Consider the following 13,218-nt stretch of genomic DNA (forward strand, 5'->3'; position numbering starts at 1 on the left):
ACCCAAGGGTACGTAAGGCGATACTTCGTGGCTGCCACTAACTAGAATTTTCCTAGCGCCCACAGATGACAAGTGAGGCTAGGCGCTGGCTGTGCGCCGGGCTTTGGTAAGGGGCTAAACTTACTGATCCGCGAAATTGTAGCGACGGATATGCTGCAACCGTCCTAAAACTTTAAACACCAGAGAGACAATTGAAGCTTTCAAGCTGTCGCTGTCACTCTGGCGTCAGCGTTACCGCTGGTTATCGATCACGCGTGACCGACATCTCACCGAAGATACGAGACATTTCCTTCTGAACATCCCGCTCAGCAGCGGCAGGGTCTTCCGAGAATTTCGGTTCAGGCTGCGGATCGGGTGTGGTGGTATCCGGGTTGATTGTCGGTTCGACCGTCGGAGACGGCGAAAAATTAGCTGACGCGATGTTGTTTTTGGCGATTTCCGCCTCAAGAAAGTTTTCGAAATCGCTGGTCAACTGATCGCCGAAAACTGGACCATTATCGCTTGGCGCCAGAGGTTCTTGCTTTACGACGACCGGTGTCACAGGAGCTGCGGATGCCGCGGTAACAGGTGGTGCAGCCTGATAAGCGGGAAGAACAAGATCACGTTCTGCGTCGGGGAAATCGACCGCATTTTTTTCTGTGACAGCTGCCTCATTGTGTTCAACTGGCTCGGGCTTTTCGTCCGACAGGCGATCCACTGCCCATTTAGGCTGTGCGAAGTTCGTTCCATGGTTGGGAGATGCGACTGGGGAGCCGAAGGTGGAGACGCTGGGTGCTGGTGAAACGACAGGTGCTTCCGGGCCGCCGGACAGTGCCGAGGTCGCTGTCGCAGCTGGCTTGGGGTCTTCACTTTGCTGCATCACCGCAGCAGCGAGAATGGGTGGTGCTGCAGAAGTGGTGGGGGCTACCGGCTCTCGTGCCAGCGCCTTGGGTGCTGGTGGCGCGACCGGCTGGGGCCGGTGAGGCGACGGTGCTGAGGCTCCCGCGGTCGAAACCGGGTGGATCACTGGCACTGGTTCAGGCTTTCGGGGGATGGGCTGTGCTGTCACCGGCGGAGGAGGATTGGTTGGTCTTGTCGCTGCCACAGCGGGCGCAGGCGATGGGGAAGGCGCTGGCTTCGCTGGTGCGGCGCCCGCCGCTGGCTTCTTTCGTTCGTCCGCAGCCGGGGTCTTCACTTCAGATGCCATATTCGCTGCTGCGGGCCGGATATCGTCTTGCGGCGCCTGCGCAATGCTCCGTTGGCGGTCGGCGTCGCGTGTAATGAGAGCGTCCTCCTGCGGGTCGCGCACATCCTTCATGAACGGTATGGCACCAATGCCGCTTTCGATCACGATATCGGTCGGACCACCGATCATGACGAGATGCTCGACATTGTCACGTCGCACAAGAACAAGACGTCTGCGCGCATCTACGGCGGTCGCATCCAGCACCTGTAGACGCGGCTGACGATTTCTGCCGCCCCGGATAAAGGGTGCAGAGCCGCTTCTGCGTCGGATGAACCATAGAACGATTGCTAGAAGCAGCAATGCCGTGCCAACGCCAACCACTGCAATGATCAATCGATTGCCATACGCGCCAATGAAGTCTTCCATAATGGTGCTGGTCCCTTCAGCCATTTTCTGCAGCGGAAATGTACCCGCATTACATTTGTTCACATATCGTGACGGGAAAAGACGATTTTTTTTCGCCGCCTACAAGAATTTATCCTGTTCTTCCACGAATTTGCTGCATGTTTGACGAAATCAGTTCAGTGAAGACGCTCGGCTGTGCGCGCCCATCGGTACGCGATGCCTATTGTTGTGCATGGGCGATGCTTATCGATTGACGGAGCTTTTTGATATTTATGCAAATTGCTACAAGCAATGTAGAAGCGATTCCGTTCGATGTGACTTTTTCCGGCATGTCGGGAAGGCCAGCAGAACTGCAAGGGTAAAACCTCGATGACCAAGGTGCGTCAAACCACTGATAATGACTTTCCCTTGGTGGACAGGCGCGGGCGATCGGCCACTGTGCTTCGCATTCTGCTTCTGGCACTTGTTCTAGTGGCTGCGGCTATTGCCTTCGTTTACTTCAAGGACTCTCTTGAGAACGAGATCGTGCTTGGCATTCTTGGTGTTCTCGCCATGCTCGGCATCTTTTTTCTGGTGTCGTCCGCGATCGGCTTCATCGAGGTTATGCCCCAGTCGCAATCCGATGGAATGGCGCGGCGCTTTCTTTCATCTCATCCCGAGGGCACGCTGATCACCGATACCAAGGGGCGGCTGGTCTACGCCAACGCAACGTATTGCCAGATGACCGGCGCGTCGCGAGCAACCGAGATACAGAGCCTTGAGCAGTTGCTTTCGCGGGATATGGAATCGACGGAAGCTCTCTATCGCCTGATCAATGGTTTGCGCGAAGGACGCGACGGATATGAAGAGTTCCGTCTGCTTAAGCCTCTCAGCCAGTCAGGGGTTACCCCGCCAGGTCCCCGCTGGTTCCGGCTTAAGGCGCGTCTGCTCAAAGATGCGAGCGGTCAGGACCTGCATGTTTTCCAGATTGCCGACATCACCGCCGAGCGCGAAGACCAGGAGCGCTTCTTCCGCGAGTTGCAGAACGCCATCGATTATCTCGACCATGCGCCAGCCGGCTTCTTTTCTGCGGGCCGAAAAGGGGAAATTGTCTATCTCAACGCCACGCTCTCCGAATGGCTCGGGATCGATCTGGCGCAGTTCTCCCCAGGCTCGTTGAATGTATCCGATATCGTGGCAGGCGAGGGGATGGCTCTCATTGAATCGGTGCAGCCGCAAGTGGGTAGCAAGCGCACCGAAATGCTCGATCTCGATATGCGCCGTGTCAATGGGCAAAGCATGCCGGCACGGCTCGTTCATCAGGTGACCGCCGCGCGTGACGGTGCACCGGGTGAAAGCCGGACCCTGGTTCTGATGCGACCCAAGGGACAAGATAGCGCAGAATCGTCGTCGGCAATGCGCTTCACCCGATTTTTCAACAACACGCCGATGGCGATTGCGTCCATCGATGGCGAAGGACGTATCCTGCGAACCAATGCGCCGTTCCTGAAGCTGTTCTCCGGCGTCGTTGGTCGTGATGACATAGACAATGCCGTTCCACTGGAAACGGTTCTGCACGACAATGAGAAGGCCAAGCTTGCGCAGGCGATGACGGCTGCGAAGGATCGGCAGGGGGATATTCCGCCATTCGATTCCCGCCATCCAAAGGACGAAACCCGTCATTTCCGCTTTTACGTCAACGCGGTGATCGATCAGGACGACGAGGCTCCTGAAGAGGTCGCGATCGTCTATGCTATTGAGGTGACCGAGCAGAAGGCTCTTGAAACCCAGATGGCGCAGACGCAAAAGATGAATGCGGTTGGCACGCTTGCTGGCGGCATCGCCCATGATTTCAACAACGTCCTGACCGCCATTCTGTTGTCGTCCGACCATCTGCTTCTTCAGGCTCGGCCAGCGGATGCAAGTTTTGCGGATCTGATGGAAATCAAGCGCAATGCCAATCGTGCGGCGGTGCTTGTACGACAGTTGCTGGCCTTTTCACGCAAGCAGACGATGCGCCCTGCTGTTCTCAACCTGACCGACGTCATCGGTGACCTGCGCATGCTGGTCGACCGGTTGATCTCCGGTACGAACGTTAAGCTCGAAGTGGATTACGGGCGGGATCTCTGGCCGGTCAAGACAGACTTGTCGCAGTTCGAGCAGGTCATGATCAATCTTTGCGTCAATGCGCGTGATGCCATGCCTGATGGCGGCAAAATCAAAGTGACGACACGCAATTTGCTGGCCTCAGACGTTGCAGCTTTCGGCAAGACCGAACTTCCGGCTGAAGACATGGTCATGGTCGAAGTTGCCGATACCGGAACTGGTATCCCACCCGAGATCATGGACAAGATTTTCGAGCCCTTCTTTACCACGAAGGAAGTGGGCAAGGGCACCGGCCTTGGCCTCTCGATGGTTTACGGTATCGTCAAGCAATCCGGCGGTTACATCTATCCGGAGTCCGAGGTCGGTAAGGGCACCGCTTTCCGTATTCTGCTACCGCGCCATATCGTCGAGCCGGTGCAGGCCTTACCGGCATCCGACGGTGCGGAAACTCAGCGAACCGTCGAGGCCGTCGTCGCAAAGCCGGAAGCCAAGGACGAACCGCTCGACCTTACTGGCAAGTCGGCTGTGGTGCTGCTTGTGGAGGACGAGGAGGCTGTGCGCCGCGGCGGCAAACGAATGCTGGAGACGCGCGGTTATACGGTCTATGAGGCCGGCTCCGGTACAGAGGCGCTGGACGTGATGGAGGAGTTGGAGGGCAAGGTCGATATCGTCGTTTCCGACGTCGTCATGCCTGAAATGGACGGTCCTTCGTTACTGCGAGAGCTGCGCAAATCCTACCCTGACCTCAAATTCATCTTCGTGTCCGGTTACGCCGAAGATGCCTTTGCCAAGAACCTTCCAGCCGATGCAAAGTTCGGCTTCCTGCCAAAGCCTTTCTCGCTCAAGCAGCTTGCTGTCTCCGTCCGTGAAATGCTGGATAGCGACAGTTAAGGCACTGTTCGATCTCGCTGCTTCAGGACGCCTCCACAGAAGAGCTTTTCATCTTGGGGATTGAAGGTTCACGCAACTTTCGCGCAATTTCGACCCGGTAGCGTGAAAGATGGGCGTTAGGCTCAGCTTTGAGGCTCGCTCCTTCGACGTCTTCCCATTTTTCCAGGATGCAAACGGATTAGTGATTGCAGTGCAGCGCGAGGGGCTTAAAATCGACGAACTGAAACCTAAATAAGAAGAGGCGAAATTCTTGCTCGCACCCTTCATCGCTTGCGGGTTTGATTTTGGAGAATAATGAAAAATGATCGTTAACTCGATCTACATGCAAGGCGACAGCGAAGGGGAGGACGGCGGAACGAACCGCGGCACGTCTGTTATCACCCGCACCAAGCCTAAGACGAAACGACCGAATTTGTACCGTGTTCTTCTTTTGAACGACGACTACACTCCGATGGAGTTCGTCATTCATATTCTGGAGCGCTTCTTCCAGAAGGACAGGGATGCTGCCACCCGTATCATGTTGCATGTCCATCAGCATGGTGTCGGCGAATGCGGTGTCTTTACTTATGAGGTAGCAGAGACAAAAGTAAGCCAGGTCATGGATTTCGCCCGACAGCACCAGCATCCGCTACAGTGCGTCATGGAAAAGAAATGAGGATCGCAACGTGCCAACTTTTTCCCCAAGTCTCGAGAAGGCGCTGCACCAGGCACTGACCTTTGCCAATGAGCGTCACCACGAATATGCGACGCTTGAGCATCTATTGCTTGCGCTGCTCGATGACGTCGACGCAGCCGCTGTCATGGGTGCCTGCAATGTCGATCTAGACACGCTTCGCAAGACCGTGATCGACTATGTCGATAACGAACTCTCCAATCTCGTGACGGGATATGACGAAGATTCCAAGCCGACATCCGGCTTCCAGCGCGTTATCCAGCGTGCAGTCATTCACGTGCAGTCTTCTGGACGCGAAGAGGTGACTGGCGCAAATGTGCTTGTCGCGATCTTCGCCGAGCGCGAGAGCCACGCCGCTTATTTCCTTCAGGAACAGGAAATGACGCGTTACGACGCAGTGAACTATATTTCCCACGGCATCGGCAAGCGTCCAGGCTCTTCGCAGACCCGTACCCCGCGCGGTGCCGATGAAGGCGATAATGAACCTAAGGCTGCGCGCAGCGGTCCGGAAGACGATGCATCAGGCGCAAAAAAGCAGCAGGATGCTCTGAAGGCCTATTGCGTCAACCTCAACGACAAGGCCAGAAACGGACGCATCGATCCGCTGATCGGTCGCCACGACGAGGTCAACCGTACCATCCAGGTACTTTGCCGCCGCTCCAAGAACAACCCGCTCTATGTCGGCGATCCAGGCGTCGGCAAAACCGCGATTGCCGAAGGACTGGCCAAGCGCATCGTCGAAGGCAAGGTGCCGGAAGCGTTGATCAATGATACGATCTTCTCGCTCGACATGGGAACGCTGCTGGCCGGTACACGCTACCGCGGTGACTTCGAAGAGCGTTTGAAGCAAGTCGTTAAGGAGCTAGAGGAATTTCCTGGCGCCGTACTGTTTATCGATGAAATCCACACCGTGATCGGTGCAGGTGCGACTTCCGGCGGCGCTATGGATGCGTCCAACCTCCTGAAGCCTGCCTTGTCCTCCGGCGCGATCCGCTGCATCGGTTCGACGACTTACAAGGAATACAGACAGTTCTTCGAAAAGGATCGCGCACTTGTGCGTCGTTTCCAGAAAATCGACGTCAATGAGCCGTCGATCGATGATGCAATCGAAATCATGAAGGGTCTGAAACCCTACTTCGAGGAATATCACCATCTTCGCTATACCAACGAAGCGATCAAGGCAGCGGTGGAGCTCTCGGCCCGCTATATCTCTGACCGCAAGCTTCCGGACAAGGCGATCGACGTCATTGATGAGACCGGCGCGGCACAGATGCTGCTTCCGGCATCGAAGCGTCGCAAGCTGATCACCGAAAAGGAAATCGAGGTCACCATCGCGACTATGGCTCGCATTCCGCCGAAGACGGTTTCGAAGGATGACGAGATGGTTCTTGCCAATCTTGAGCAGGAACTGCGCTCGGTGGTTTACGGCCAGGATACGGCAATCGAAGCGCTTTCCACCGCCATCAAACTGGCGCGTGCAGGTCTTCGCGAACCGAACAAGCCAATCGGCTCCTACGTCTTTTCCGGCCCTACCGGCGTCGGCAAGACAGAGGTTGCCAAGCAGCTTGCGTCGTCACTCGGTGTTGAAATGCTGCGCTTCGACATGTCGGAATATATGGAGCGTCATACGGTTTCGCGCCTTCTTGGGGCTCCTCCCGGCTATGTCGGCTTCGACCAGGGCGGCCTTTTGACCGATGGCGTCGATCAGCATCCGCACTCCGTCGTGCTGCTGGACGAAATCGAGAAAGCCCATCCGGATATCTACAACATTTTGTTGCAGGTCATGGATCACGGTTCACTCACGGATCACAACGGCAAGAAGATCGACTTCCGCAATGTCATTCTTATCATGACGACCAATGCGGGCGCCTCTGAAATGGCCAAGTCTGCGATCGGCTTTGGTTCGTCCAAGCGGTCTGGTGAAGACGAAGAGGCATTGAACCGCTTGTTCACGCCGGAATTCCGCAACCGTCTGGATGCGATCATTCCCTTCTCGCCACTGCCCACCGCGGTCATCCACAAGGTGGTTCAGAAGTTCGTTATGCAGCTTGAAACGCAGTTGTCGGAACGCAACGTCACCTTTGACCTCCATGATGACGCTGTCGCATGGCTGGCCGAGAAAGGCTATGACGAAAAGATGGGGGCGCGTCCACTTGGCCGCGTCATCCAAGAGCATATCAAGAAGCCTCTGGCGAATGAGATCCTCTTCGGAAAACTGAAGAAGGGCGGCGTGGTCAGTGTTAGCTTGGACAAGAAGGACGATGGCAAGGACGGCCTGAAGCTCAACGTGTTGCCGGAGACTGCACCAGTGAAGCCGAAACCCGAGGCTGAGCTGAAAGCTGCAAAGTCTCCCGGCAAGTCCAAGACCAAGGCAGCCAAGGTCGAAGAGACCGCGGATGCGTTGGTTGTGGATGCGGGCAAAAAGGAGGGCGAATCCGAGCCAAGACGCAAGGGCAACGCCGTGCCGAAGGTGCCAAAGAAAAAATAACTGCTCTATCTCATCCGTAGATAGATCGTTGACGAGCGGCGGAGCCAGTTTCCGCCGCTTTCTTTTTCGCGAGTTTTAGGACGATGTTCGCAACGTATCGTCTTCGCAATTTAAGACACGCAACAAAAGAAAAGCGTGGTAGACATTCCTCAGCTGATACAAAAGACGAAGGCCAGCCTGAATGAACCAGGCGCCAGTGTTGATCGATTCCGGAATGACTGATGTCTGCATATAGTGACACGGATTCTCTTTTCCTCTGGTTCGCCAGGGGTATGAAGGGAATATTCTCGCTTCCCGCTCTTATTCTTATGACGTCCTTCGTAGGCTTCAGCGCATTTGCGCTTGAATCTGGTGTGCCGCGGGGGGAGGCGGTTTTTATGACGCTCACTATATGGGCGTTACCTGCCAAGATGATCCTCATAGGCTCCATGGTCAGTGGTGCTGGATTGGCCGCCTGTTTCCTTGCGGTGACATTGTCGTCGATCCGAATGATGCCAATGGTCGCTTCGATCGTGCCGGAGATGCGCACGGCTAGAACTCCGACGTGGCTGCTGCTTTTTCTTTCCCACTTTGTCGCCATAACGGCCTGGGTCTATGCTACCCAAAATCTGACAAGGGTTCCTCGTGAAGCGCGTGTAGCTTGGTTTGCGGGTTTCGGAATCACGCTCACAGCCATCAATGCGGCCATTGTCGGCATCTGTTATGGGGTTGTCGCAGCCTTTCCGCCGCTTGTGGCCGGCGTGCTTTTCTTCCTGACGCCAGTCTATTTTATTTCATCGATATGGGCATCCGCACGGCATTCCGTCGTCAAGGTTGCCTTCATCGTCGGTGTTATAGGCGGTCCACTCTTTGCCGTCATCGAGCCGGAGTTCGACATTCTCTACGCCGGTCTCGGTGGTGGAACGCTCGCTTATCTCATCGACCGATTCTGGTTACGCCGTCGAATCGAGCCCGCTTCCACGGAGGGCGAGCCGTGACAGATGCCTGGTGGGTACCATACGCATTCATTGCTATCGCTGGCTGGATCGCCACGGATATCTGGCGGTGGCTGGGCGTCATCGCAGGAAACAAGCTTAAGGAGGACTCGGAAGCTCTGCACTGGGTGAGGGCTGTGGCCACCGCGCTCGTCATGGCTGTAACAGCTAAGCTCATTGTCTTTCCTACCGGCACGTTGGCGCACTCTCCGGTTGAACTGCGTATCGCAGCTGCCGTTATCGGCTTTCTTGCTTTCTTGGTCAGTGGCCAGAAAGTTGTTGTCGGCGTGATAGTCCCGGTGGTCCTACTAGCCGCTGGCCTACTATACATTGGGATATAGTCTATTTTGATGTAAATATTTGTAAATCAGCAAAGATGGGGCTGTAAATAGAACGTATTTACAGCTCTCATACTATTCCAGTCAGCCTTGGGCGCGCTCAATTTATCTATCGAATGACTCGATTACTCTACCGCACGTGCCTCAGTGCTAAACTTATGGGTTAGCGTATCTTTTCTCGATCAGATGATGCTTCTGCATGACCGATTCTAATGAACGGTCAAGACATGTGCGCGACTGCTTGCAACCATGAAAGCCTCTCGCGCGGCCTCGAGATCGCAGCGACCGGCTACCGCATCAAGACATCGTTTTTTTGCTATCTCGTATTCGGGGCCGTGTTCGCTGGGCCAGCGATAGGTCAATATCTCGAGCGCTGTGAGCGGGCTGTAGATTTCAACAGCAGGACACATGGGCAAATGAACTGCGACAGGCTTGCACCACTGCGCGTGATGGCAAGGTTCTGATTTATGAATAAGCATCTCATCCTCCTTTTTTCCTCGCGCAAGCGAACCTCTCAGATCACGCTGAAGTTCCCGTTCACGAAAAAAGTGAACGGGTCGGGGGTTTCTTTTTTGCAAGATGAATGGAAAATGAACAAACACATGAACCGGAGATGAACAAAAGAACGCGTGGTGCGTTATCACTGCTCTAAATGAAGGAGGCCCGATTATGTTCAATCTGTCTGGAATTCAGGAAAGCTTTTTCGGCGATCGTATGGCCGGTGTTTGCCAAGCTATCACTTCTGCGCTTGCCTTCGAGTCGGGGCTTGAAAAGTCCAACATTTCGGCCACTGCCGAGAACGACGTCATCTATCTGCAGGGGACTGCTGATTCCGTCGAGGCCATCGAAGCTGCCATTAGTCTGGCATCGTCCATTTCAAATTGCCGTATCCTGAGCCACGTCGAGCCAGTTTACTGACTTTCAAAGGCCGGGCCTCCTGCGCCCGGCTTGACCCGACACTACGCTACCCGAGCGCATTTTGTTCGTGTGTCGACCCCGCTACCCAACAGGAATTGTAAACGTCCTATTCCAAGCGAAGGTCAGAGACCGAAAGTTGATACCGTGCGTAATGATCGTTCGGATATGACCATTCTCAACCCCCTGATACTCATTTGCACGTCGATATCGCGAAATCGCCGGACATCTCCCGCGGCAAGTATCAGCGCTTGTTGACGTGCTCACTCTTCACTGTATCACCGACAGATATCGCGAGCTTCTTCGCGGCTCCTCCGTTCAACTCCAAGACATAACGTACAGGCCCGTTAGAGCTGATGATGTCTTCGGAATGTGGCACAGCGTTAGGGTGAATGTGAGTGATCTTCCCGGCCTTGGAAATGAACAGCATATCGAGCGGGATGAAGGTGTTCTTCATCCACATCATCACGTCACGGTCCATGGTAAAGTCGAAGAGCATACCGCGATCTTCGGCCATCGACTTGCGATACATGAGCCCTTGTTGACGCTGCGCATCCGTGTTTGCCAGCTCTACGGTAAAGACGTGTATTACGCCTGACGCGCTGACAATCTCAAGCTTCTCGCTCGGGAAGGTTTCCTGCGCCATAGTGACAGAGCCTGACGCTACAAAAAAGAGAAGCGCCGTGCAGGCGCTTGCAATGGTGCGGATCGCAAACCTGTTCATCAGTGCGCCATTCCGATTCTGGCTGGATTGTCCGGATGAACTTCCGCAGCCATGAGCCCCTTGTCGCCATCACCGTATCGTACGAGAACGACTTGACCGGGCCGCAACTCGGCGAGGCCGAAACGACGCAACGTTTCCATGTGAATGAAAATGTCTTCCGTCCCTTCACCACGCGTCAGGAAACCGAAGCCCTTCGTCCGGTTGAACCATTTGACAATAGCGCGCTCCAGGCCACTCGAAGGCGTTACCTGCACGTGCGTGCGCACCGGCGGCATCTGAGAGGGGTGAACGGCTGTAGACTGATCCATGGAGAGGATGCGGAACGCCTGATAGCCACGGTCGCGACGCTGAATCAGTGCGACAATGCGTGTACCCTCAAGAATGGTCTGGTAACCATCGCGACGCAGGCACGAAACGTGGAGGAGAACGTCCTGCATGCCGTTGTCCGGCACGATGAACCCGAAACCCTTTGCCACGTCGAACCATTTGATCACGCCAGTGATCTCGATCAGGTCAACGGCATCGCCAGAAAACTCTTCGAAATCGGCGACGGTCTTCGACGATATTCTATCAGCCATTATTGCCCAGCCCCTCAATACGCACCACTACCGGTCAACTGATTCCCTACCAAGAGATTAACATTGCAGTAACGGTTGTACGCAAGTGTAGTTTTCAGTTTCCTGGCTGGTTTTTAGGTCCCAGGCCTTACCCAAGGCTGACCGTGTTCGTCTAAAACGTTTCCGTCTGGAGCGAAAACATTTATGGTCTCGGTCGGAAGCCAAGTGCTACATATGAAAGGAATAATCCATGCGTTATCTGCACACTATGGTCCGCGTCAAAGACCTGAAGGAATCGCTTGCGTTCTATGTCGACATTTTCGGCTTGCAGGAAATCCGTCGGATCGAGAATGAAAAGGGACGTTTCACCCTGGTCTTTCTTGCGGCGCGTGACGATGTGAAGGCTGCGACAGAGAATAAGGCGCCATGCCTTGAGTTGACCTATAACTGGGACACCGAAGACTATACGGGCGGACGCAATTTCGGTCATCTGGCTTATGAAGTCGACGATATCTATGAGATCTGCGCCAAGCTTCAGGCCGCCGGTGTCATCATCAACCGTCCACCGCGTGACGGGCACATGGCCTTCGTCCGGTCTCCTGATGGCATCTCCATCGAGATCTTGCAGAAAGGCGCAAGCCTGGCACCAGCCGAACCGTGGATATCTATGGAGAACACAGGCTCCTGGTAACGTCTAAAGGCTGACAGCATATCCTCCGCTCTTTGCCTTGACTGATCCGTGAGCACAACACGCTTGAGAGTTGGCGCCCGCCAACCTGGCGATGCAGCTCTAGGCGCAGTGACGCGCAAGACGCGGAGGTTTTTCCTTTTGAAGACGCAGACGGGGCAGGGGCCACGAGGACTATCGCGCGGCGGGGCGGCTATCGCCCTGTCTGTTTTGATGCTGTCCGGTTGCGTTTCGGCCAAATCCGACGGCCAGGATGCCGCGGCTGTTCTGGATTCTGCTGCCTTGGCGTCCGAGAAGCAGCCAGCTGGAACGATGCCGCAGAGTGCCACGGCGGCAGTCGGGCAGGCGGCGCAGCCCGGTTATGTCGATCCAAGAATGGTATCGGCAGCTTCTGCCCGATCGTCGGCGCAGAACACACAAGGCATTCCGGCCCAGCAAGGCCAGGCAAGCGATAATGCTGCTGGCGCGCCCAAAAGCGGCTATGCCATGCAGCCCACTGGAATAGCTGCCGGCTCCCAAAGCATTTTCTCCAATGGCGCTGCCGGTGCTGCGCCATCGGAAATGGACAGCGTTCCTGCCTACGCGCCGACGGGCAGAATCATTCCCGCCCTTAAAAGCGTGTACTCTCCCACTTCGCCCCACGCCCCCGTCGAGCAGCCACAGCCCAAACCGGCTCAGGAACATTCCTCAAACACACCTGACACGTCTTCCGGCGTCTCAAACGACAATGCACTTGCAAACAGCACGTCGTCGCCGGCACAACCGAACCCCTATGTTCCGCAAAACAACATACCTATGGCGGCAGCATTGTTTGCCGGTGTGCCAAAGAAGCGCAACGGCATTGACCCGACAGGCAAGGTCACGCCACCCTCCTATGACGAAAGCCATGCCGATGAGGACGACAAACCAACGGGTCTGATGAAGCTTGCATCTATGTCTGGAATGACGCGCGTCGCGCCCAACGGCCTCGTTTTGCAGACGAACCAGGTGGATGTCGGATGCCTCAAGCCGGAACTGGTCCATCGCATCAAACAACTCGAAACGCATTACGGCAAGCGTGCAATCATCACCTCGGGGTATCGTCCACCAAAAGGTGCAACGCATGGCTCGAAGCATTACACCTGCGAAGCCGTCGACATTCAGATCAAAGGTGTCTCCAAATGGGATCTCGCGGAATATCTGCGTTCCGTGCCCGGACGAGGTGGTGTCGGCACCTATTGTCACACAGAATCGGTCCACATGGATATTGGCGAGACGCGCGACTGGAACTGGCCGTGCCGCCGGTCCGGCACCAACAGTTGATGCCATTTCAGAA

At 55.4% G+C, this 13,218-nt stretch carries 12 protein-coding genes; 8 read left to right on the forward strand and 4 right to left on the reverse strand.

What is annotated here, in order from left to right; all coding sequences use genetic code 11:
- Positions 1-241: 241 nt before the first annotated feature.
- A complete protein-coding gene (locus QZ862_RS12445) occupies positions 242-1,591 on the reverse strand; it encodes a flagellar biosynthetic protein FliO (RefSeq protein ID WP_296100215.1) in 1,350 nt (449 codons plus the stop codon).
- Positions 1,592-1,939: 348 nt separating this feature from the next.
- Here QZ862_RS12445 and cckA point away from each other — a divergent pair, with 348 nt between their 5' ends.
- The 5 genes from cckA (at position 1,940) to QZ862_RS12470 (ending at position 9,022) form a co-directional block, all read left to right on the forward strand.
- On the forward strand, positions 1,940-4,546 hold the full coding sequence (cckA, locus tag QZ862_RS12450; RefSeq protein ID WP_296014275.1) for a cell cycle histidine kinase CckA: 2,607 nt from the start codon (positions 1,940-1,942) through the stop codon (positions 4,544-4,546).
- A gap of 301 nt (positions 4,547-4,847) precedes the next feature.
- The gene (gene clpS, locus QZ862_RS12455; RefSeq protein ID WP_296014276.1) at positions 4,848-5,201 is read left to right on the forward strand and encodes an ATP-dependent Clp protease adapter ClpS; all 354 of its coding nucleotides are present in this window, start codon (positions 4,848-4,850) and stop codon (positions 5,199-5,201) included.
- Between the two features lie 10 nt (positions 5,202-5,211).
- Positions 5,212-7,707 (forward strand): ATP-dependent Clp protease ATP-binding subunit ClpA, encoded by a 2,496-nt coding sequence (gene clpA / locus QZ862_RS12460; RefSeq protein WP_296014277.1) that lies wholly within the window; start codon positions 5,212-5,214, stop codon positions 7,705-7,707.
- A 221-nt stretch (positions 7,708-7,928) separates the two neighbouring features.
- Complete coding sequence (locus tag QZ862_RS12465) at positions 7,929-8,684, forward strand: AzlC family ABC transporter permease (RefSeq protein WP_296073960.1); 756 nt, start codon at positions 7,929-7,931, stop codon at positions 8,682-8,684.
- Positions 8,681-9,022 carry an AzlD domain-containing protein gene (locus QZ862_RS12470; protein WP_296014280.1) on the forward strand — a complete coding sequence of 114 codons (342 nt, stop codon included), beginning with the start codon at positions 8,681-8,683 and terminating at the stop codon, positions 9,020-9,022. The genes QZ862_RS12465 and QZ862_RS12470 overlap by 4 nt, the downstream gene beginning before the upstream one ends.
- A gap of 206 nt (positions 9,023-9,228) precedes the next feature.
- Here QZ862_RS12470 and QZ862_RS12475 read toward each other — a convergent pair whose 3' ends face one another.
- Positions 9,229-9,498, reverse strand: coding sequence for a DUF982 domain-containing protein (locus QZ862_RS12475; RefSeq protein WP_296080656.1), 270 nt, complete (start codon positions 9,496-9,498; stop codon positions 9,229-9,231).
- A gap of 190 nt (positions 9,499-9,688) precedes the next feature.
- Here QZ862_RS12475 and QZ862_RS12480 point away from each other — a divergent pair, with 190 nt between their 5' ends.
- Positions 9,689-9,937: a BON domain-containing protein gene (locus tag QZ862_RS12480; protein ID WP_296014282.1), complete on the forward strand. Its 249-nt coding sequence runs from the start codon at positions 9,689-9,691 to the stop codon at positions 9,935-9,937.
- A gap of 241 nt (positions 9,938-10,178) precedes the next feature.
- Here the strand turns inward: QZ862_RS12480 and QZ862_RS12485 are convergent, their stop codons facing one another.
- Both QZ862_RS12485 and QZ862_RS12490 read right to left on the reverse strand, forming a co-directional pair.
- Positions 10,179-10,658, reverse strand: a complete 480-nt coding sequence (locus tag QZ862_RS12485) for a DUF192 domain-containing protein (RefSeq protein ID WP_296100218.1) — start codon at positions 10,656-10,658, stop codon at positions 10,179-10,181.
- Complete coding sequence (locus tag QZ862_RS12490) at positions 10,658-11,236, reverse strand: cold-shock protein (protein ID WP_296014284.1); 579 nt, start codon at positions 11,234-11,236, stop codon at positions 10,658-10,660. The genes QZ862_RS12485 and QZ862_RS12490 overlap by 1 nt, the downstream gene beginning before the upstream one ends.
- A gap of 229 nt (positions 11,237-11,465) precedes the next feature.
- On the opposite strand from QZ862_RS12490, the gene gloA reads away from it, so the two are divergent.
- Both gloA and QZ862_RS12500 read left to right on the forward strand, forming a co-directional pair.
- Positions 11,466-11,906, forward strand: a complete 441-nt coding sequence (gene gloA / locus QZ862_RS12495) for a lactoylglutathione lyase (RefSeq protein WP_296073966.1) — start codon at positions 11,466-11,468, stop codon at positions 11,904-11,906.
- Between the two features lie 138 nt (positions 11,907-12,044).
- Positions 12,045-13,205 (forward strand): D-Ala-D-Ala carboxypeptidase family metallohydrolase, encoded by a 1,161-nt coding sequence (locus QZ862_RS12500; protein WP_296100221.1) that lies wholly within the window; start codon positions 12,045-12,047, stop codon positions 13,203-13,205.
- Positions 13,206-13,218 lie beyond the last annotated feature (13 nt).

The organism is uncultured Agrobacterium sp. (assembly GCA_913777615.1).
GTDB lineage: Bacteria > Pseudomonadota > Alphaproteobacteria > Rhizobiales > Rhizobiaceae > Agrobacterium.

Bases quoted from the DNA above. Each gene is read 5' to 3' on its own strand.
- QZ862_RS12475 (WP_296080656.1), bottom strand. From the start codon at position 9,498: ATGCTTATTCATAAATCAGAACCTTGCCATCACGCGCAGTGGTGCAAG.
- clpS (WP_296014276.1), top strand. From the start codon at position 4,848: ATGATCGTTAACTCGATCTACATGCAAGGCGACAGCGAAGGGGAGGAC.
- QZ862_RS12490 (WP_296014284.1), bottom strand. From the start codon at position 11,236: ATGGCTGATAGAATATCGTCGAAGACCGTCGCCGATTTCGAAGAGTTT.
- QZ862_RS12445 (WP_296100215.1), bottom strand. From the start codon at position 1,591: ATGGAAGACTTCATTGGCGCGTATGGCAATCGATTGATCATTGCAGTG.
- QZ862_RS12485 (WP_296100218.1), bottom strand. From the start codon at position 10,658: ATGAACAGGTTTGCGATCCGCACCATTGCAAGCGCCTGCACGGCGCTT.
- QZ862_RS12480 (WP_296014282.1), top strand. From the start codon at position 9,689: ATGTTCAATCTGTCTGGAATTCAGGAAAGCTTTTTCGGCGATCGTATG.
- QZ862_RS12465 (WP_296073960.1), top strand. From the start codon at position 7,929: ATGTCTGCATATAGTGACACGGATTCTCTTTTCCTCTGGTTCGCCAGG.
- gloA (WP_296073966.1), top strand. From the start codon at position 11,466: ATGCGTTATCTGCACACTATGGTCCGCGTCAAAGACCTGAAGGAATCG.
- cckA (WP_296014275.1), top strand. From the start codon at position 1,940: ATGACCAAGGTGCGTCAAACCACTGATAATGACTTTCCCTTGGTGGAC.